Source organism: Mesorhizobium sp. WSM4829 (assembly GCF_055811475.1).
This window is the reverse complement of record NZ_JBVVQJ010000031.1, coordinates 18,267-36,904: the sequence shown is the minus strand read 5'-3', so window position 1 is coordinate 36,904 and position 18,638 is coordinate 18,267. Positions and strand designations below refer to the sequence as shown.

At 63.1% G+C, this 18,638-nt stretch carries 20 protein-coding genes; 14 read left to right on the top strand and 6 right to left on the bottom strand.

The features are described 5' to 3' along the window. Positions 1 to 200: 200 nt before the first annotated feature. Positions 201 to 2,699 carry an ABC transporter permease gene (locus AC0L17_RS25145; RefSeq protein WP_473517820.1) on the bottom strand — a complete coding sequence of 833 codons (2,499 nt, stop codon included), beginning with the start codon at positions 2,697 to 2,699 and terminating at the stop codon, positions 201 to 203. Between the two features lie 187 nt (positions 2,700 to 2,886). After that, entirely contained in the window at positions 2,887 to 3,582 is a 696-nt protein-coding gene (locus tag AC0L17_RS25140) for an ABC transporter ATP-binding protein (RefSeq protein ID WP_473517790.1), read from the bottom strand. 85 nt (positions 3,583 to 3,667) lie between these two features. Here AC0L17_RS25140 and AC0L17_RS25135 point away from each other — a divergent pair, with 85 nt between their 5' ends. Continuing rightward, positions 3,668 to 4,312: an arylesterase gene (locus tag AC0L17_RS25135; protein WP_473517789.1), complete on the top strand. Its 645-nt coding sequence runs from the start codon at positions 3,668 to 3,670 to the stop codon at positions 4,310 to 4,312. A 139-nt stretch (positions 4,313 to 4,451) separates the two neighbouring features. Continuing rightward, positions 4,452 to 5,048 (top strand): RNA 2',3'-cyclic phosphodiesterase, encoded by a 597-nt coding sequence (gene thpR / locus AC0L17_RS25130; protein WP_027153691.1) that lies wholly within the window; start codon positions 4,452 to 4,454, stop codon positions 5,046 to 5,048. Here thpR and AC0L17_RS25125 read toward each other — a convergent pair. Then, on the bottom strand, positions 4,952 to 5,470 hold the full coding sequence (locus AC0L17_RS25125) for a low molecular weight protein-tyrosine-phosphatase (RefSeq protein ID WP_473517788.1): 519 nt from the start codon (positions 5,468 to 5,470) through the stop codon (positions 4,952 to 4,954). The two genes, thpR and AC0L17_RS25125, sit on opposite strands and share 97 nt — an antisense overlap. Before the next feature lie 52 nt (positions 5,471 to 5,522). Here AC0L17_RS25125 and AC0L17_RS25120 point away from each other — a divergent pair, with 52 nt between their 5' ends. The 6 genes from AC0L17_RS25120 (at position 5,523) to AC0L17_RS25095 (ending at position 9,466) form a co-directional block, all read left to right on the top strand. Further along, positions 5,523 to 5,843: a 4a-hydroxytetrahydrobiopterin dehydratase gene (locus tag AC0L17_RS25120; protein WP_473517787.1), complete on the top strand. Its 321-nt coding sequence runs from the start codon at positions 5,523 to 5,525 to the stop codon at positions 5,841 to 5,843. 116 nt (positions 5,844 to 5,959) lie between these two features. Continuing rightward, positions 5,960 to 6,322 carry a YkvA family protein gene (locus AC0L17_RS25115; protein ID WP_473517786.1) on the top strand — a complete coding sequence of 121 codons (363 nt, stop codon included), beginning with the start codon at positions 5,960 to 5,962 and terminating at the stop codon, positions 6,320 to 6,322. Between the two features lie 234 nt (positions 6,323 to 6,556). Beyond that, on the top strand, positions 6,557 to 7,060 hold the full coding sequence (locus tag AC0L17_RS25110; protein WP_091592451.1) for an invasion associated locus B family protein: 504 nt from the start codon (positions 6,557 to 6,559) through the stop codon (positions 7,058 to 7,060). Between the two features lie 263 nt (positions 7,061 to 7,323). After that, positions 7,324 to 8,559, top strand: a complete 1,236-nt coding sequence (gene rlmN / locus AC0L17_RS25105) for a dual-specificity RNA methyltransferase RlmN (RefSeq protein ID WP_287203471.1) — start codon at positions 7,324 to 7,326, stop codon at positions 8,557 to 8,559. Continuing rightward, positions 8,556 to 9,017, top strand: a complete 462-nt coding sequence (locus tag AC0L17_RS25100) for a hypothetical protein (protein WP_473517785.1) — start codon at positions 8,556 to 8,558, stop codon at positions 9,015 to 9,017. Before rlmN ends, AC0L17_RS25100 begins: the two co-directional genes overlap by 4 nt. Further along, positions 9,014 to 9,466: a hypothetical protein gene (locus AC0L17_RS25095; protein WP_473517784.1), complete on the top strand. Its 453-nt coding sequence runs from the start codon at positions 9,014 to 9,016 to the stop codon at positions 9,464 to 9,466. The genes AC0L17_RS25100 and AC0L17_RS25095 overlap by 4 nt, the downstream gene beginning before the upstream one ends. Before the next feature lie 55 nt (positions 9,467 to 9,521). On the opposite strand, the gene AC0L17_RS25090 is transcribed toward AC0L17_RS25095, so the two are convergent. Next, complete coding sequence (locus tag AC0L17_RS25090) at positions 9,522 to 10,163, bottom strand: LysE family translocator (protein ID WP_473517783.1); 642 nt, start codon at positions 10,161 to 10,163, stop codon at positions 9,522 to 9,524. Positions 10,164 to 10,590: 427 nt separating this feature from the next. On the opposite strand from AC0L17_RS25090, the gene AC0L17_RS25085 reads away from it, so the two are divergent. From AC0L17_RS25085 to leuB, 4 genes are all read left to right on the top strand, one after another. After that, positions 10,591 to 11,814 carry an argininosuccinate synthase gene (locus AC0L17_RS25085; protein ID WP_473517782.1) on the top strand — a complete coding sequence of 408 codons (1,224 nt, stop codon included), beginning with the start codon at positions 10,591 to 10,593 and terminating at the stop codon, positions 11,812 to 11,814. A gap of 162 nt (positions 11,815 to 11,976) precedes the next feature. Next, positions 11,977 to 12,438: a hypothetical protein gene (locus AC0L17_RS25080; protein ID WP_473517781.1), complete on the top strand. Its 462-nt coding sequence runs from the start codon at positions 11,977 to 11,979 to the stop codon at positions 12,436 to 12,438. Between the two features lie 156 nt (positions 12,439 to 12,594). After that, positions 12,595 to 12,978, top strand: coding sequence for a RidA family protein (locus AC0L17_RS25075; protein ID WP_473517780.1), 384 nt, complete (start codon positions 12,595 to 12,597; stop codon positions 12,976 to 12,978). Between the two features lie 230 nt (positions 12,979 to 13,208). Then, on the top strand, positions 13,209 to 14,312 hold the full coding sequence (leuB, locus tag AC0L17_RS25070) for a 3-isopropylmalate dehydrogenase (protein WP_473517779.1): 1,104 nt from the start codon (positions 13,209 to 13,211) through the stop codon (positions 14,310 to 14,312). A gap of 60 nt (positions 14,313 to 14,372) precedes the next feature. Here the strand turns inward: leuB and AC0L17_RS25065 are convergent, their stop codons facing one another. Further along, entirely contained in the window at positions 14,373 to 15,050 is a 678-nt protein-coding gene (locus tag AC0L17_RS25065; RefSeq protein ID WP_473517778.1) for a DUF805 domain-containing protein, read from the bottom strand. Positions 15,051 to 15,249: 199 nt separating this feature from the next. Next, positions 15,250 to 17,106 carry a DEAD/DEAH box helicase gene (locus AC0L17_RS25060; protein WP_473517777.1) on the bottom strand — a complete coding sequence of 619 codons (1,857 nt, stop codon included), beginning with the start codon at positions 17,104 to 17,106 and terminating at the stop codon, positions 15,250 to 15,252. A gap of 198 nt (positions 17,107 to 17,304) precedes the next feature. Here AC0L17_RS25060 and AC0L17_RS25055 point away from each other — a divergent pair, with 198 nt between their 5' ends. Together AC0L17_RS25055 and AC0L17_RS25050 are read left to right on the top strand one after the other, a co-directional pair. After that, entirely contained in the window at positions 17,305 to 17,454 is a 150-nt protein-coding gene (locus tag AC0L17_RS25055) for a hypothetical protein (protein ID WP_287057073.1), read from the top strand. Positions 17,455 to 17,560: 106 nt separating this feature from the next. Next, on the top strand, positions 17,561 to 18,595 hold the full coding sequence (locus AC0L17_RS25050) for an aspartate-semialdehyde dehydrogenase (protein ID WP_091592145.1): 1,035 nt from the start codon (positions 17,561 to 17,563) through the stop codon (positions 18,593 to 18,595). Positions 18,596 to 18,638: the final 43 nt, after the last annotated feature.

The following is an 18,638-nucleotide window of genomic DNA, read 5'->3' as shown; positions in this document are numbered from 1 at the left end:
GATTTGGACCGAGGCGCCGCTGGCGGGGCTCCAGCATGCCTGCGGCGAAATATGATGGTTATTGGCGTCAAGAACAAGACCGTAACCGGGCGTAATGCTTCGTGAAGTAGCAAAAATCCGCATTTATCGGCCGTCCGAAGCCCAACATTAACAAGATTTAACCAAATCCCGGTCGCGTTGAGCTTGCCGACCCTTGCAGATCAGAGATTGCGCAGCACAGGCGCCGCCTTGTGGCCCAGCACCCGCCAGGTGCCGGCGAGGCCGATGCCGACCGTGACCAGCAAGGCAAAGACTATTGTGGCCACCGCCACATCGGGCATGAAATGCGACGGCAGCGTCATGACGCGCGCGACAACGAACCACGCCGCAATGCCGCCTGCCGCCAGCGCGAAGATCGCCGTGGCGAGGCCGATCAGCATGTATTCCAGCGAAAAGGCCGCGATCAGCGTCTTCCTGGTGGCGCCCAGCGTCTTCAGCACCACCGCATCGTGGATGCGGGCGCGGTTGCCGGCCGCCAACGCGCCGGCCAGCACCAGCACCGAGGCGATCAGCGCCACGCCGGCCGCGGCCCTGATCGCGGTGCCGAGTTGCGCCACCAGCCGGTTGACGATGTCGAGCGCGTCCTTGACCCTGACTGTCGTCACCGCGGGAAAGGCACGGGTGACGGCGTTGAGAAGACGGGCATCGTCGGCCGGCGACGCGCCCTTTTCGGTCAGCGTCGCCAGCCAGCTGTGCGGCGCGCCGGCAAATGTGCTGGGCGAGAACACCATGACGAAATTGATGCCCATCGTCTCCCATTCGACCTGGCGGAAATTGGCGATCTTCGCCGTCACGTTGCGGCCGAGCACGTTGACGGTGACGGTATCGCCGAGTTTCAGTCCGATCTCTTTGCCTTCTTCGGCCGAGAACGACACCAGCGGCTCGCCGGGATAATTGTCCGGCCACCATGTGCCTTCGGTCAGCGTCGCATTCGCAGGAATTCTGGCCTCGTAGGTCAGCCCGCGATCGCCGCGCAGCACCCAGGCCCCTTCCGCCGGGACGTTGACCTTGTCGACGTCGACGCCATTCAGCGCCATCACCCGGCCGCGCAGCATCGGCACCTTGACCAGCGTGCCTTGCGGCGCCTCCCTGCCGACCAGCGCCGAGAACGCATCGACATCGCTGCTCTGGATATCGACGAAGAAGAAGTTCGGCGCCCGCTCCGGCAGGCTGCCGGAAATCTGCCGCCTGAGATTGCCGTCGATCAGCGCCAGCGTCACCAGAAGCGTCAGCCCCAGTCCCAGCGACAGCACCACCGACGGCGTCAAGGCGCCCGGCCGATGGATGTTGCCGATGGCGAGCCTGAGCACCGTCGAGCCAACGCGCGGGCTCCTTTTGGCGGCCCACTGCACCAGCGCGCCGACAAGGCGCAGCACCAAAAAAGCAAAAATGGTGGCGCCGACAAAGATCGAGGCGATGTAACGGTCGCCGGAAAACAGAATGGCCAGCGCCGCCAGCAGCAGCGCGATGCCGAGCGCCGCCGCCGTGTAGAGCGGGCGCGGAAAACCGCGGCCCTCAAAACCCATTTCACGAAACAGCGCTGTCGCCGGCACGTCGCGCGCCCGGCCGAGCGGCAGCAAGGCGAAAGCCAGCGTCACCAGCAGCCCGAACAGCGCCGCCATGCCGAGCGCGCCGGGATAGAACCCGCCTTCCGCCGGCACCGGAATTATCGACTGCAGCGCCGCGCTCGCCGCGAACGGCATCAGCGCGCCAAGCACGACGCCGAGCGTGATGCCAAGCACGGCGATCATCAGGATCTGCACCAGGTAGACGGCAAAGACGAAACCGCCCGAAGCTCCCAGGCTCTTGAAGGTGGCGATGACGCCGCGCTTGCCGTCGAGATAGGCGCGCACCGCATTGGCCACGCCGACGCCGCCGACCACCAGCGCCGTCAGCCCGACCAGCGTCAGGAACTGCGAAAACCGTTCGATATTGGCGGACAATGCCGGTGCTGCATTGCTGCGCGTTCGGATCGACCAGCCGGACTCGGGAAACTCCGCCCCCGCCTGATCCTGAATGGCTTTTATGCGAGCCTCGCCGGTGCCGCCGGGCAGGCGGACCTTGTAGGCGTTCTCGACCAGGCTGCCGGGCTGGATCAAACCGGAAGCGGCAAGCCCGTCGGTCGAGATCATCAGCCGCGGCGCAAAGCCGAAGCCGTCGGATACCGCGTCCGGCTCGTTGACGAGCCGGGCGCGCAGTTCGAAGGTGGCGCTGCCCAGCTTCAGCCGGTCGCCGATCCGAAGGTTCAGCCGCTCGAACAAAAGGTCGGGTGCGGCGGCGCCGAAAACACCGGACTGTTCGCCGAATAATTCCTGCTTCGACAGCACCGGCTCGATCTGCAGCGCACCATAGAGCGGATAGGCGCCGTCGACCGCCTTGGCTTCGACCAGCGCCTGGTCGGAGCCGTCCTCGAGCCGCGCCATCGAGCGCATGTTGGCGCTGTGCGAGACCGTGCCCAGCCCGTCAAGGAAGACCTGCTCGGCTTGCGTCGCGGCGCGCTGATTGAGCTGAAAACGAAGATCGCCGCCGAGCAGCGACTGGCCTTCGTTGGCGACACCGGCGGTAATCGCCCGGGCCACCGAATTGACACCGCCGATCGCCGCGACGCCAAGCGCAATGCAGGCAAGGAAGATCAGGAAGCCAGACAGCCCGCCGCGCATCTCGCGCAGCGAGAAGCGGAAGGCGAGTGAAAAGGTGCGCGCCCAAGGGACCCCCTCATCCGGCCGCTTCGCGGCCACCTTCTCCCCGAGGGGAGAAGAGGTCGCCAACGCCGGCGCCGGCCTCTTCTCCCCGCCGGGGAGAAGGTGGCCCGAAGGGCCGGATGAGGGGGTCTTATCAGCCATTGCGCTACGCCGTCACTTTAAGCAATGGCGCATCCTCGATCCGGCCCGACCGCATCGACACCTGCCGGGAGCAGCGTGCGGCGAGCGCCGGATCGTGGGTGACCAGCACCAGCGTCATGCCGCGCTCGGCCGCTTTGGCGAACAAAAGATCGGCGACCTGCCGTCCCGTCGCCTGGTCCAGGTTGCCGGTCGGCTCGTCGGCGATCAGGATGCGCGGCGAAGGCGCCAGTGCCCGGGCGATCGCCACACGCTGCTGTTCGCCCCCGGACAATTCGCCGGGATAGTGAGTGACGCGGTCGCTCAAGCCCACCGCCTCAAGCTCCCGCGCCGCCACCCCGAACGGATCGGCATGGCCGGCTAGTTCCAGCGGCACTGCGACATTTTCGAGCGCTGTCATATTGGGAATGAGGTGGAAGGACTGGAAAACGATGCCGATGTTTCGCCCGCGAAACGATGCGATCTGGTCTTCGCTCTTGCCGTTCAGCAGTTCGCCGGCGATTCGTACCGTACCCGAATCGACACTTTCCAAACCGGCCAAGACCATCAGCAGCGTCGACTTTCCCGAGCCCGACGGCCCGACAATACCGGTCGCCTCGCCACTTGCCACGTCGAGGCTGACGCCTTTCAGGACATGGACGGAAGACGCTCCTTCGCCGAGCGTCAGCGATACGTTTTTCAGCGCGATGACGGCTTCTGTCAAAACAAAATCGTCCTATATGGGAAAGGGAGGGCAGAATTCCGCCTACCGCCAGTATAATGTTCTCGGTCATATGGGGCCCTGCCGCATGGCTTTCAAACACCGACTTGCCGCAGCCTTCGTCCTTTTCCTCGGAATTTGCGGCGCCATTTCTTCGGCGCGCGCCGAGCCGTTCAAGATCGTCGGCTTCGGCGACAGCCTGATGGCAGGCTTTGGCCTCGGACCGGACGAAGGCTTCACCCGGAAACTTGAGGCAGCACTCCGCGCCAAGGGCCACGATGTGACCGTCGCCAATGCCGGCGTATCCGGCGATACGTCGAGTGGCGGCCTGTCGCGGCTCGACTGGTCGGTGCCGGACGGCACGCAGCTTGTCATTCTTGAACTCGGTGCCAACGACATGCTGCGCGGCGTTTCTCCCGATATCACCCAAAAAAATCTCGACGCCATGCTGGCGAAGCTGAAGCAGCGCAACATCGCCGTGCTGCTGGCCGGCATGCGCGCCGCCCCCAATCTCGGCGCCGACTACCAGAACGGCTTTGACGCGATCTTCCCGAAACTGGCGGAAAAACACGGCGTCCCGCTCTATCCATTCTTTCTCGACGGCGTCGCCGGCGAACCAGCTATGCAACTTGAGGACGGCCTGCACCCGAATGCCAACGGCATCGACCGCATGGTCGAGCGCATACTGCCGGATGTCGAGAAAGCCATTGCCGTGGTTAAGGGCAACTCTTGAAGGGACCGGATTTCGATGATGCTACGCATTCCCCGCACGATTTGATTTTAGGCCAGGTGCAACCAACAAACCGCTTGCCCCGCTCGATTTTCGATGATTCGCTAGGGGCAGAGTTCGATTCGAGGACAGGAGGCTTGCCATGCCGCGTCTTTTCACCGCCCTCGAAATACCGCGTGATGCCGCCCTTTCGCTGTCCCTGCTCCGGGGCGGCCTGCCCGGAGCCCGTTGGATCGACGTCGAGAACTACCATATGACGCTGCGCTTCATTGGCGATGTCGAGGGCCATGTCGCCGACGAGATCGCCAACGCGCTCGACCGCGTCCACCGCCCATCCTTCGCGCTGACACTGTCCGGCGTCGGCGCCTTCGGCCAGAAAAAACCGCACGCGGTGTGGGCCGGCGTCTCCTTCTCGCCCGATCTTGCAGCGCTGCAAGCCGAGATCGAGCGCATCTGCCAGCGCCTCGGCATCCCCGCCGACCCGCGCAAATTCATGCCGCATGTGACGCTGGCCAGGTTGCGCAATTCGAGCCCGCTCGACGTCGCCCAGTATCTCTCGGCGCGCGGCAATTTTTCGACGCTGCCCTTCCGTGTCGGCCGCTTCGTCCTGATGTCGTCGCGCGATTCGGTCGGCGGCGGACCCTACATCGTCGAGGAGGCCTGGCCGCTGTCGGGCGCCGACAGCCGTGCCTCGAGCCGCGTCGCCAGCGCCTCCGACGCTTCGCGGATCATGCGGTAGACCGAGGCAAACGCCTCCGGCCCCTGATGATAGGGGTCCGGCACGTCGCCCACCTTTCCCTCGGCGAACTCGAGGAACAGATGGACACGGTCGTGCATGGCGGCAGGCACCAGCGCTTTAAGATCCCGGAGATTCGATCGGTCCATGGCGAGAATGAGGTCGAAACGCGAAAAATCGTCCGGCGCCAGCTTGCGCGCCGTCTGTCCAGAAATATCGACGCCGTGCCGCTTGGCGATCGAGATCGAGCGCGGGTCGGGTGCCGAACCGGCTTCCCAGTCGCTGGTCCCGGCCGAATCGAGCAGGATATCCCGATCGAGGCCGCGCTCTGCCAGGACGGCGCGCAACACGCCTTCCGCCAGTGGCGAGCGGCAGATATTGCCGAGACAGACGAAGAGAATGGATTTTATCGGCTTGGCGCTCATCGATCCGGCATTGTGCTGAAGACTGCAAATCCAGATAGCACGGGAAACGACCATGGCGAGAGAGAAACTGAGCAGTGAGGCGGTCGCCGAGGCGCTGGCCGGGCTCGACGGCTGGTCGCTGGCCGAGGATGGCGGCTCGATCGCGCGCAGCTTCACCTTCAGCGATTTTTCCGAAGCCTTCGCCTTCATGACCCGCGTCGCCTTGGCGGCGGAGACGATCGACCATCACCCCGACTGGTCGAACGTCTACAACACGGTGAACGTGACGCTGAACACCCATGATGCCGGCGGCCTGACCGCGCTCGACTTCGAACTGGCCAGGACGATGGACCGCTATTTCGGTCAGGTCGTTGGAGATCTGTCGACGCCGTAGCCCCGATTTTCAGGCCGCGGAGCGGCCGAGCTCTTGTAGTGGGCTGGAGCTTTCACCACATTTTCCGCTGTCAGGCGCGCGTGGAACGCCATGCGCAGCCTCGTTAGGAGAGACTGATGGCGCAAAAATCAGGTTTTGATTTCTTCGGCTTTGGCGGCAAGCCGGGCGACGAGAGCGAAGTGCGCGAGAAATTCTGGCGCACGGCCAAGCGGGCTGCCCGGCAGATCCCGTTCATGGAGGAACTGGTCGCCGCCTATTACTGCGCGATGGACAAGAACACGCCGCTGCGCGCCAAGGGCATCCTGGTGGCGGCGCTCGGCTATTTCGTGCTGCCGGCTGACGTCATCCCCGACTTCGTCCTCGGACTGGGCTTTACCGACGACATCGCCGTGCTGACCGCCGCGATCACCACCGTCAAAGCCCACATCACATCAGCGCATCGGCTCGCCGCCAGACAGGCGATTGCCGACAACGGCTGAGCCGGCGATAAGGCAGAAAAGTCAAACTCTTGCCGCTTTCGTGGCATCCAAGTCGCGAAAGGGACGTTGCAACTGCCGCTTTCGAGCGACGGGCGCAAGGATGGCGGCGGTTTCCTGGGGTGGATGTCCTTTTCCTGAGGGAACTTCACCGTTTGGTAACCCAGATTAAATCAAAATGAAGCGACGGGCAGGACGCCGAGCCGGCCTGCCTCCGCACCATATATGGGAAAAGCGATGCGCGGATTGATTGCTACAATTTCGAGCCTGGCACTGGTGGCCATGACAGCGCCGGCTCTGGCGCAGTCGGCAACCAAGATCGGCCAGCACAATGCCTGGGGCACCTACAGCTACCAGGCGTCGGGCGGCAAGGTTTGCTATGTGTTGACCGTGCCGACCGACAAGCAGCCGCCGACGCTTGACCATGGCGACATGTTCTTCTTCGTCAGCCAGCGGCCGGGACAGCAAGTGTCTTACGAGCCGCAATTCATCGCCGGCTACAATTTCCAGGAAAACTCCAAGGCCACCGTCACCATCGACGGCAAGAGCTTTTCGATGTTCACCCGCGGCAAGTCGGCCTGGGTCGAAAACGCCGCCGAGGAGCCGGTGCTGATCGCCGCGATGAAAACCGGCAGCGACATGAAGGTGCAGGCGAAGTCCGGCCGCGGCAACACCACCACCTATGTCTTTTCGCTGAAAGGCATTTCGGCGGCGCTGTCGTCCATCGCCAGGTGCAAATAGGTGCGGTCTTTCCTTCTCCCCTTGTGGGAGAAGGTGGCCGAGCGAAGCTCGGTCGGATGAGGGGTGTTCCAGGGGAACACCAACGTCTCATTCCGTCCAGCACCCCTCATCCGGCTCGGCGCTACGCGCCGATCCACCTTCTCCCACAAGGGGAGAAGGAAACCGCCGCCTGCATGACTCCGCCGTCAAGCTGTGCTATGCGCCGCGCTTCATTTCGGGCACGATGCTGTAATCGGCCGTAAATCGCTTATATTGGCGCAACAATGACCCTCTCATTCGACCTTACCACTGAAGGCGCCCGTGACGCGTTGCGCGCCCGCGCCGCGCCGGCGGAAAAACCGTCGCTGATCGGCCTGACCCGCGCCGAGCTTGGCGCTGCGCTCGTTGCATCAGGCATCGTGCCGGAGCGCCAGGCCAGGATGCGCGCCCAGCAGCTCTGGCACTGGATGTATGTGCGCGGCGTCTCCGACTTTGCCGGTATGTTCAACATCTCCAAGGATCTGCGCGCCGAGCTCGACAAGCATTTTACCGTCGCCAGGCCCGAGATCGTCGAGGAGCAGATTTCCTCCGACGGCACGCGCAAATGGCTGTTTCGCTTTCCGCCGCGCGGCGCCGGCCGGCCGGTCGAGATCGAGACCGTCTACATTCCCGAAGAAGGCCGCGGCACGCTCTGCATCTCCTCACAGGTCGGTTGCACGCTGACCTGCTCCTTTTGCCACACCGGCACGCAGAAGCTGGTGCGCAACCTGACCGCGGAGGAAATCCTCGCCCAGCTTCTGACCGCCCGCGACCGGCTCGGCGATTTCCCCGACCGCGACACGCCTGATGGCGCCGTCGTTCCGGCCGAGGGCCGGAAAGTGTCCAACATCGTCATGATGGGCATGGGCGAGCCGCTCTACAATTTCGAGGCGGTGAAGAAGGCGCTGCTGATCGCGTCCGACGGCGACGGGCTTTCCCTGTCGAAGAGACGCATCACGCTGTCCACTTCCGGCGTCGTGCCGGAGATCTTCCGCACCGGCGAGGAGATCGGTGTCATGCTGGCGATCTCGCTGCACGCCACCAATGACGATCTGCGCGACCTTTTGGTGCCGATCAACAAAAAATATCCCTTGAAAGAGCTGATCGCCGCCTGCCGCGCCTATCCCGGCCTGTCGAACGCCCGCCGCATCACCTTCGAATATGTGATGCTGAAGGACGTCAACGATTCGATCGAGGACGCCAAGGGACTGATCAAGCTGCTCAAGGGCATTCCAGCCAAGATCAATCTGATCCCGTTCAATCCTTGGCCGGGCACCAACTACCAGTGCTCGGACTGGGAGACGATCGAGAAATTCGCCGACTACATCAACAATGCCGGCTATGCCTCGCCGATCCGCACGCCGCGCGGCCGCGATATCCTCGCCGCCTGCGGCCAACTCAAGTCGGAATCCGAGCGCATGCGCAAGGTCGATCGGCTCGCGCTGGAAGCAATGATGATCGCGGGGCACGGCGAGGCGTGAATCGCGATCTGCCTTGGGGCCGCATCGCTTTTGCATTTTTTGGCTATCTTGCCGCCGTTCTGATCGCAGTCACCGTTGCCGTCTTTGCAATTCTGGCCCCGACTGCCCTGCCGGATAACGGCGCCTGGGGGTCCTTCTACGCTAACAAAAGCAATATTGAAGTTCTCTACATCTTGGGCCTTTACGTCACTTTTCCGACAGCGTTGCCCGGTTTTCTGATGACGCTGTTTGTTGCGCGTCTGGGACGCTGGGTCGGATGGTTGCCATTCGCTTGCGCTGGCACGCTTAATGCCGTTCTTGCATTGGCGATCTTCAGGGTTCCGCTGCATATGCCACAGTTGGGAACGCCTCTTATGATATTGCTGCCCTGCCTGCCGGGCGGGTTCGTTGGCGGCATCGCCTATTGGGCGGTGGTCAGACGGTCTCTTCCCAGCAATGAAGAGTTCTTTTGGTCATGAACCGCCTTGTCCTCTACCTCATTCGCTTCGCCGTCATCCTGATTGGCTATGCCGTCGCCGCACTGGCGGCCAGTGCCTTCCTCAACATCACGTTCCTGGCCTCTCTTGGGCTGATGACGGACGAGACGCAGCCGGCAGCGCAGGCCTCGCTGTGGTTTTCCGTTCCGTTCGTTGCGCTGTTCGTCGCCTATTTCGCCTTTATGCCGGCAGCGGTGGCGATTCTCGTCTCGGAAATCCTGGGACGGCGCGACTGGCTGTTTTATGCGCTGGCGGGCGCAGTGGTCGCGGCGGTCTTCCTCGGCTTCGCTCACCAGAACGCCGACGCCAATTTCGAGATCACCGACCCGCACGTCGTCGCTGCCGTGATCGGCAGCGGCATGATCGGCGGCATTTTCTACTGGCTGAGCGCCGGGCGTTCGGCCGGAAGCTGGCGGCAGATCGGACCATGATCCCGAAAAGTGGAGGCCGGTTTTCGGAAACGATCATGGTCAAGCAAGAATAGGTCTACTTCGCCTGGGCGGTCAGGATCTTGAGCGCGAAGGCCGAAAACACCCCGGCGAACAGATAGTCGACGACGCGCGTTACCCGCGGGCTTGCTTTCATCGCGGCCGAGAATTTTTCTGCCGCAAAGACCATCGGCGCTGTTACCGGGATCGACAAAACGACGAACATCGCGCCGAGGAAGAACAGTTTTCCGGGCGCGTTCGGATCATGGGCCGAGACGAACTGCGGCAGGAAGGTCATGAAGAACAGGATGATCTTCGGGTTGAGCAGATTGACGCCGAGCCCTGCCGCCCAGGCGCGAAACAGCGAAATCTCCGGCCCGCTCTTCTTCTCGGGCGAAAACGCCGAACCCTTGGTGATCGCCTGCCACGCCAGGAAGACGAGATAGGCGGCGCCGAGAATCTTCAGGACAAAAAAGGCCGCTGGCGAAGCGACGATCAACGCGGAGATGCCGACCACCACAAGCGTGGTGTGGATCAGCGTGCCGAACAGCGCGCCGGCCATCGAGGCAAAGCCGGTGGCGCGGCCATGGCTCAGCGTGCGCGACACGAACAGCGTCATGTCGGGGCCCGGCGTGATCGCCAGGATCACGGTGGCGATGGCGAATTGGATCAGCGTGGTGGTGTCGGGAATGAAGGACATCTGCGGGCCCCTGGATAAAGAAAACGCAGCCTATAGCGCAGGTGCCAAGCCCGCGCCAGCTTCTCGCAAGCACGGCGTCTGGTATAGCGAGACTCCGACAAACAATCGCGCCCAACTCGGGAAGCCAATCGTCAAATGTCGGCGCCGCCCCTCATTGCCCTGCCGGGCATTTCTCCCCGTATAGTGACGGGGAGAAAGGGGCTGGCCGCAGCCTCAGTGCCATTCTTGCAGCGTTAGAGTTTGGCGAAACCGATGAAGCCGCCGCCTCTCCCCGTCACTATACGGGGAGAGGACGCCGGCAGGCAGGTGAGGGGCGGTGCAAACGCCCGGAAGGAACGATTGCCCTCCGGAACACTGTTCGTCCCTTGCGCAAGGCGGAAACGCCGTGATACCTCGCCCGAAAAGAACCCTGTCGCGGAACAGCCAAATGTCGAAAGCAAAAGCCGTCAAGAAGGTCGTGCTCGCCTATTCCGGCGGCCTCGACACCTCCATCATCCTGAAATGGCTGCAGACCGAGCTTGGCGCCGAGGTGGTCACCTTCACCGCCGATCTCGGCCAGGGCGGCGAGCTGGAGCCGGCGCGGCGCAAGGCCGAGATGATGGGCATCAAGGATATCCGCATCGTCGACGTGCGCGAGGAGTTCGTCTCCGACTTTGTCTTCCCGATGTTCCGCGCCAACGCCGTCTATGAAGGCACCTATTTGCTCGGCACCTCGATCGCCCGCCCGCTGATCTCCAAGCACCTGGTCGAGATCGCAAAAGAAACCGGCGCCGATGCGATTGCGCATGGCGCCACCGGCAAGGGAAACGATCAGGTCCGTTTCGAGCTTTCGGCCTATGCGCTCAATCCCGACATCAAGGTCATCGCGCCATGGCGCGACTGGTCGTTCAAGTCGCGCACCGACCTGATCAACTTCGCCGAGCAGCACCAGATCCCGGTGCCGAAGGACAAGAAGGGCGACGCGCCTTTTTCGGTCGACGCCAATCTTCTGCATTCGTCCTCCGAAGGCAAAGTGCTGGAAGACCCGTGGAGCGAGCCGCCGGAATTCGTCCACCAGCGCACCATCTCGCCGATGGACGCGCCGGACAAGGTCACCGAGATCGAAATCGAATTCCTGAAGGGCGATCCGATCGCGCTCGACGGCAAAAAACTGTCGCCGGCGACGATGCTGGCGGCGCTCAACGATCTCGGCCGCGACAACGGCATCGGCCGGCTCGATCTTGTCGAGAACCGTTTCGTTGGCATGAAATCGCGCGGCGTCTACGAGACCCCCGGCGGCACCATCCTGATATCAGCCCACCGGGCGATCGAATCGATCACGCTCGACCGTGGCGCCGCCCACCTCAAGGACGAGTTCATGCCGCGCTACGCCGAGCTGATCTACAACGGCTTCTGGTTCGCGCCCGAACGCCTGATGCTGCAGGCGATGATCGATAAGAGCCAGGAAGATGTCGAAGGCACGGTGCGGCTGAAACTCTACAAGGGCAACGTCATCGTCACCGGCCGCAAGTCGAACAAGACGCTCTATTCCGACGCGCTGGTCACCTTCGAGGACGACCGCGGCGCCTACGACCAGAAGGACGCCGAAGGTTTTATCCGCCTCAACGCGCTGAGGTTGCGGACGCTGGCGGCGCGGAGCCGTAAGGGCTGATATTCCAACAGGTCCAATGATTAGACGCGTTAGGAGCCCGGTAAAGACGCCGGGTTTTATTTGACGCTTCTAATATAATAGGGGCCGCGCTCTCAGATAGTTGCCTGTTTGACCTTTCGGTGATTTGGTCTTACTTCTCTTGCGGGTTGGAGGGCTTTGACAGTGACCAACAGAATTTTTCTTCTGCTTGCGGCGGTGGCCGTCTTTACCGGGTTTCAATCCACGCAAGCCCTGGCAGCACAAGCATCCAAGTTTCGTACCTGCAAAAGTTTTGACGGCCCCTTCCAGATTCCCACTTCCCAGAATTGCCCGTTGAGCGGCTACGCGCAGGGTTCCAGAGTCCCGATGGTCATCGAGGGCAAGCCAAAGGCGGCTGCCCCGGCGCCGTGGATGCTCAAGTTCCGTACCTGCAAGAGTTTTGACGGCCCCTTCCAGATTCCCGCTTCCCATAAATGCCCGTTGAGCGGCTACGCGCAGGGTTCCGGAGTCCCGATAGTCATCGAGGGCAAGCCAAAGGCGGCTGCCCCGGCGCCGTGGATGCTCAAGTTCCGTACCTGCAACGGTGTTGACGGCGCCTTCCAGGTTCCCATTTCCCAGAAATGCCCCGTGAGAGCGCGTTATTGAGCTTGGTGTGCCCGGGGCGCTCGGCCACTCTTGCTTGCCGGCCGCTCCTTCGCTCTCGATGCGAACTGAGGCTCTGTTGGAGAAACACTCCCCCCTGGCCCATAGCGGAAGGCACGTCTTCAGCTCACTATCGCCTCAGGAATATCCGAGGGAACCATGCGAAAACTGATCTCCACCGGCTCGCCCTTCGAGAAGGCCGCCGGTTATTCACGCGCCGTGGTACAGGGCGACTGGTGTTTCGTTTCCGGAACGACCGGCTACGACTATGCGACCATGACAATGCCGCAGACGGTCGAAGCGCAGACGCGCAATTGCCTGGCGACGATTGCCAAGGCGTTGCAGGACGGCGGTTTCGAGATGGCCGATGTGGTGCGGGCGCACTACTACATCACCGACGCGGCTTTCGTCGACATCGTCTTTCCGATCCTCGGCGAGGTGTTTGGCGACGTCAGGCCGGCGGCAACGATGATCGTCTGTCAGCTCAACAAGCCGGAAATGAAGATCGAGATCGAAGTGACGGCGCTCAAGCGCACGTCCTGAGCGCGGCGGCGGCGCCGAAGCTTGCGCGACGTCGGCGGAGCGAAGGATCGTCAAAGATGCTCTGAACCAAGGCTTGCGCGTGAGCCGCTTGGCGTTTAGCAAGGCCGCGGCTCACGACAGCGCCGCGCGTCCTTTGGCCGCGAAAAGGGACGCTGTAGAATTTTGTTTCTGCGCATGATGCTTTGCGAAATCGATTCCGATTTCATGCGCCACAATTGGGACGGTTCCGGATGGCTTCGAAAAATCTTCTCCTGCTCGCCGGCGACGGCATCGGCCCCGAGGCGATGGCCGAAGTGAAGAAGCTGATCGCCGCCATGAACGACAAGCTCGACAGCGGTTTTGTCACCGATGAGGGGCTGGTCGGCGGCTGCGCCTATGACGCGCATGGCGCGGCGATTTCCGATGCCGACATGGCCAAGGCGATGGCCGCCGACGCGGTGCTGTTCGGCGCCGTCGGCGGGCCGAAATGGGATGCGGTGCCTTATGAGGTGCGCCCGGAAGCCGGACTGCTGCGGCTGCGCAAGGACATGGAACTGTTCGCCAATCTCAGGCCGGCCATCTGCTATCCGGCGCTGGCGGCATCCTCCTCGCTCAAGCAGGAGGTGGTCGAAGGGCTCGACATTCTGATCATTCGCGAGCTCACCGGCGGCGTCTATTTCGGCGAGCCGAAGCAGATCATCGATCTCGGCAACGGCCAGAAGCGCGGCATCGACACCCAGGTCTACGACACCTTCGAGATCGAGCGCATCTCGGGCGTCGCCTTCGAGCTGGCACGCACGCGCAAGAACCACGTCACCTCGATGGAAAAGCGCAATGTGATGAAGTCGGGCGTGCTGTGGAACGAGGTCGTCACGCAGACGCACAAGGCCAGATATGGCGACGTCAAGCTCGACCACATGCTGGCCGATGCCGGCGGTATGCAGTTGGTGCGCTGGCCGAAACAATTCGACGTCATCGTCACCGACAATCTGTTCGGCGACATGCTGTCCGACATCGCCGCCATGCTGACCGGCTCGATCGGCATGCTGCCGTCGGCGTCGCTCGGCGCGCCGGATGCCAAGACGAAAAAGCGCAAGGCGCTCTACGAGCCGGTGCACGGTTCGGCGCCCGACATCGCGGGCAAGGGCATCGCCAACCCGATCGCCATGATCGCCTCCTTCGCCATGTGCATGCGCTATTCCTTCGGCATGGTGGCCGAGGCCGATCGCTTGGAAAGCGCCATCGCCGCCGTGCTCGACCAGGGCTTGCGCACTAGGGATATTCTTTCCCCTGGCATGACCGAGGTCGGCACCGCTGAGATGGGCGACGCGATCATCGCCAGGTTTCTGGGCTAAGCCTGCTGGCGATCGACGTCCGCCGGGCTTCCAGCCCCTCAAAATCGCTGTGTCGACCAGCTAGGCCCTGACCCCCGCCGGCACCGGGCCCCACTGACTTTCACGGGCCTGCGTCGGGATCAGCGCGAAGACCAGGATGATCAGCCAGCCGATGGTCGGGATGAGCACCGCCAGAAAAAGCCAGCCGGTCAGGCCGATGTCGTGCAGGCGACGCACGTTCAGTCCGATCCAGGGCGGGATTGTCGCCAGCACAAACGCGCCGCAAAGACCGACCGTCGCTGCCGGCAATTCGTCAAGATGGCCCATGGCGTCGTCGATGAAGAGGCCGACGCCGACGACCACGGTCAGCGCGATCGTCCAGAACAGGCAATAGCCCCAATATTCCTTGCGGCGGGCACGGCCGGAGAAATTGAAGTAATTTTCAGTCAGGCCCCGCCGGAAGTAGCTCCAAAGGTCGGTGGCGGGAGCATTTTCAGCGAAACGGCCGAAATGTTGCGGCGCCACGGGCGCATTGCCGGCCTGAGACGGGGTTGCGTCCGTCGGACTGGCAGCCTGGACGCGGATCGAAAAAACCTCGCGTGCCCGTCCGCCAGCCGGCTGGAACTCGATGGCCGTGCCCCTGCCTATCGTCGCCTCTCGGCGCAGATCCTCGCGCGCGAACGTGTAGCGGTTGCCGTCGGCCCCGGAGATGAAGCCAAAACCCTGGTCCTCGTCATAGTGAAGCACTTCGCCGCGCATGTCCTGCCCCTCGTCCCGCTGGCCAGACTGTTCAAAGTTGCGGCAGACCGCAAGGGGTGCGTGCGCGGGAGCATCGCTTCAGACAAAAGATAGCGGCGCCACTCGTGTTGGAGACGACCAATCGTCGAAGTCTGAATCGATTGCCTTGGCGAGGGCCAGCTCTTGCAGGCCATGACAAGCCAACGATGCCGGCAAATCGCTAAGCCGGCCGCTTCTTCGCTTTCTTGCTCTTGGCGGGTCCGGCCTTGTCGAATTTCGGCTTGCTTGCCTTCCCGGCCCAGGGTTTTGCCTCGAATGCGGCGGGGCGCTGATCGGCTGACGGTGCACGCTTCTCGAATTTGGGCGCGTTCTGGTCGAACGTCCGCTTGCCGCGGTGCGGCTTCTTGTCCGGCCGTGGCTCCTGATAGCCGGCCCGCGACAGGTCGGGCGTGCCGTCCAGCCGCTTCACCGCGATGTTGTTCTGCAGCTTGCGGTCCGGGCCGATTGCCTGGAGGAACCGATCGGCCCAATCCGCCGCGATCTGCACGAAAGTTTCCTCCGGCTGCATCTTGATGGCGCCGATCTCGCGCTTGGAGATGCCGCCGGTCCGGCACAGCATCGGGATCAGCCAGCGCGGCTCGGCATTCTGCCTGCGTCCCACCGACAGCGAGAACCAGACGCTGTTGCCGAAATCGTCGCGGCGGCTTGGCGCCTCGTCGCGACGGGCAGATCTGTCGCCAGAGGGCCTGTCGCCCGACGGCGTGAACGGAGCGACGTCTAAAAGATCCTCGGGCGCCGAGCGGCTGGAGCGGCACAGACGCACGAAGGCGGCGGCCACATGATCGGGGCCGTGCTGCTCAAGAAGCGCATTGATGAAGCCGCGTTCATCATCCGTCACAGGCTCGCTGAAAACCGGGTCGGCGAGGATGCGCTCGTCGTCGCGGCGCAGGACGTCGTCGGCTGAAGGCGGGCTTGCCCATGTCGCCGCAAGGCCAGCGCTTTGCAGCAGCCGTTCGGTGCGCCTGCGAGCATTGTTGGGCACGATCAGCGCGCTGACACCCTTGCGTCCCGCCCGTCCCGTCCGCCCGCTTCGGTGCAGCAGCGTCTCCGGATTGGTCGGCAGGTCGGCGTGGATAACCAGTTCGAGGTTGGGCAGGTCGATGCCGCGCGCCGCCACATCGGTGGCGATGCAGACTTTGGCGCGGCCGTCGCGCATCGCCTGCAGCGCGTGGCTGCGCTCGTTCTGGCTCAGCTCGCCCGAAAGCGCGACGACGGAAAAGTTGCGGTTGTTGAAGCGCGCGGTCAGGTGATTGACGGCAGCGCGCGTGTTGCAGAACACCAGTGCGTTCTTCGCCTCGTAATAGCGCAGCACGTTGATGATGGCATTTTCCCGGTCGGCCTGGGCTACGCTCAGCGCCCGGTATTCGATGTCGAGATGCTGCTTCTCCTCGCCGGCGGCCGAGATGCGCACCGCATCGCGCTGATAGCCCTTGGCCAGCGTGGCGATGGAGCGCGGCACGGTCGCCGAAAACATCAAGGTGCGGCGCTCGGCCGGCGCGGCGTCGAGGATGAATTCCAGATCCTCGCGAAAGCCGAGATCGAGCATCTCGTCGGCCTCGTCGAGCACCACTGCCTTCAGCTCGGACATGTCGAGCGAATTGCGGGTGATGTGGTCGCGCAGCCGGCCGGGCGTGCCGACGACGATATGGGCGCCGCGCTCCAGCATGCGGCGCTCGGTCCGCATGTCCATGCCGCCGACGCAGGACGCTATCGCTGCGCCGGTCAGTTCGTAGAGCCATTCGAGCTCGCGCGTCACCTGCAAAGCGAGCTCCCGCGTCGGTGCCACGGCCAGCGCCAGCGGTGCTGCGGCTTGGGAAAAGCGCTCGGCGCCGTCGAGAAGGGTCGGCGCCAGAGCCAGCCCGAAGGCGACGGTCTTGCCGGAGCCGGTCTGGGCGGAAACCAGCGCATCGGCCTGTCCGAGCTCGAGTACCGCCTTCTGCACCGGCGTCAGCTCGACATAGCCGCGTTTTTCCAGCGCCTTTGCCAGCGCGGGGACAAGTGCTTCGAAATTGGACATTTCACTCTTTCGGAATTCGGATTCTTTTATGCCCGGCAATGGGTCATCCGTCGGCGAGCGCCAGGAGCGCCACGAGCCAAACGATCCAATCGTTCGTACTTCGCGCCGCCGCCATTGTACAGGGCAAGCCGCCTGGCTGCTCGCGATTGACTCTTTACGCAAACCGCGTAAAAGCCGGCACCGAATGGGGTAGTTTCGATGCGCGGCCTTTTGATGGCGCTTCTTGCCTTCGACGTCCCGGGCCGCAATGCGAACCATTGGGCCGGGCGTTTCGGCGCGTCTGCTCGTTCCAGCAAAACCACGTTCTTGGCCAAAAAAACCGGTAAAACGACCACTAAAACGGTCTGATTCCCTTGGCCTAACCACCCTCTCCCGGGTCCGGCCCGGGGGTTGAAACCCGCATCGGCCGGCGGGTTTTCTCCAAAAAACCGAGCGGAGAGGACAGGAGATTTCGATGAGTTTCAAGGTTGCAATCGTCGGCGCCACGGGCAATGTGGGTCGGGAAATGCTCAACATACTGGAAGAGCGCGGCTTTCCGGTGAGCGAGGTGGTGGCGCTGGCCTCGCGGCGCAGCCAGGGCACGGAAGTGTCTTTCGGCGATCGCACGCTGAAGGTCAGGGCGCTCGACCAATATGATTTTTCCGATACCGACATCTGCATCATGTCGGCCGGCGGCAACGTCTCGAAGGAATGGTCGCCGAAGATCGGCAAGCAGGGCTGCGTCGTCATCGATAATTCGTCGGCCTTCCGCTATGACCAGGACGTGCCGCTGATCGTGCCGGAAGTGAACCCGGACGCGATTTCGCTGTTCACGCGCAAGAACATCATCGCCAACCCGAACTGCTCGACGGCGCAACTGGTCGTGGCGTTGAAGCCGCTGCATGACCTCGCCACCATCAAGCGTGTCGTCGTCGCCACCTATCAATCGGTGTCCGGCGCCGGCAAGGAAGGCATGGACGAACTGTTCACGCAGACCCGCGCGGTGTTCGTCGCCGATCAGGTCGACGTCAAGAAGTTCACCAAGCGCATCGCCTTCAACGTCATCCCGCACATCGACGTCTTCCTCGACGACGGCTTCACCAAGGAAGAATGGAAGATGGTCGCCGAGACCAAGAAAATGCTCGACCCCAAAATCAAGCTGACGGCGACCTGCGTGCGCGTGCCGGTGTTCATCGGCCATTCGGAAGCGGTCAACATCGAGTTCGAAAAGCCGATCACCGCCGAGGAAGCGCGTGAGATCCTGCGCGAAGCGCCGGGCTGCCAGGTTCTCGACAAGCGCGAGGACGGCGGCTACATCACGCCGCTGGACTCGGCCGGCGAGGACGCGACCTTCATCTCGCGCATCCGCGAGGATTCGACCGTCGACAACGGCCTGTCGATGTGGATCGTCTCCGACAATCTGCGCAAGGGCGCGGCACTCAACGCGGTGCAGATCGCCGAATTGCTGATCGAGCGCGGGCTGATCCAACCGAAGAAGAAGGCGGCGTAACTTCTCGCTCACGGGCCGTATCGCCGCTGCCGCGGCGGGCCCT

Coding starts and splice junctions, on each gene's coding strand:
- AC0L17_RS25120 (WP_473517787.1), top strand. CDS start 5,523: ATGGCGAGAGAGAAACTGAGCAGTGAGGCGGTCGCCGAGGCGCTGGCC.
- AC0L17_RS25135 (WP_473517789.1), top strand. CDS start 3,668: ATGGCTTTCAAACACCGACTTGCCGCAGCCTTCGTCCTTTTCCTCGGA.
- AC0L17_RS25050 (WP_091592145.1), top strand. CDS start 17,561: ATGAGTTTCAAGGTTGCAATCGTCGGCGCCACGGGCAATGTGGGTCGG.
- AC0L17_RS25085 (WP_473517782.1), top strand. CDS start 10,591: ATGTCGAAAGCAAAAGCCGTCAAGAAGGTCGTGCTCGCCTATTCCGGC.
- AC0L17_RS25125 (WP_473517788.1), bottom strand. CDS start 5,470: ATGAGCGCCAAGCCGATAAAATCCATTCTCTTCGTCTGTCTCGGCAAT.
- AC0L17_RS25065 (WP_473517778.1), bottom strand. CDS start 15,050: ATGCGCGGCGAAGTGCTTCACTATGACGAGGACCAGGGTTTTGGCTTC.
- leuB (WP_473517779.1), top strand. CDS start 13,209: ATGGCTTCGAAAAATCTTCTCCTGCTCGCCGGCGACGGCATCGGCCCC.
- AC0L17_RS25095 (WP_473517784.1), top strand. CDS start 9,014: ATGAACCGCCTTGTCCTCTACCTCATTCGCTTCGCCGTCATCCTGATT.
- thpR (WP_027153691.1), top strand. CDS start 4,452: ATGCCGCGTCTTTTCACCGCCCTCGAAATACCGCGTGATGCCGCCCTT.
- AC0L17_RS25060 (WP_473517777.1), bottom strand. CDS start 17,106: ATGTCCAATTTCGAAGCACTTGTCCCCGCGCTGGCAAAGGCGCTGGAA.
- AC0L17_RS25115 (WP_473517786.1), top strand. CDS start 5,960: ATGGCGCAAAAATCAGGTTTTGATTTCTTCGGCTTTGGCGGCAAGCCG.
- AC0L17_RS25110 (WP_091592451.1), top strand. CDS start 6,557: ATGCGCGGATTGATTGCTACAATTTCGAGCCTGGCACTGGTGGCCATG.
- AC0L17_RS25090 (WP_473517783.1), bottom strand. CDS start 10,163: ATGTCCTTCATTCCCGACACCACCACGCTGATCCAATTCGCCATCGCC.
- AC0L17_RS25145 (WP_473517820.1), bottom strand. CDS start 2,699: ATGCGCGGCGGGCTGTCTGGCTTCCTGATCTTCCTTGCCTGCATTGCG.
- AC0L17_RS25075 (WP_473517780.1), top strand. CDS start 12,595: ATGCGAAAACTGATCTCCACCGGCTCGCCCTTCGAGAAGGCCGCCGGT.
- rlmN (WP_287203471.1), top strand. CDS start 7,324: ATGACCCTCTCATTCGACCTTACCACTGAAGGCGCCCGTGACGCGTTG.
- AC0L17_RS25055 (WP_287057073.1), top strand. CDS start 17,305: ATGCGCGGCCTTTTGATGGCGCTTCTTGCCTTCGACGTCCCGGGCCGC.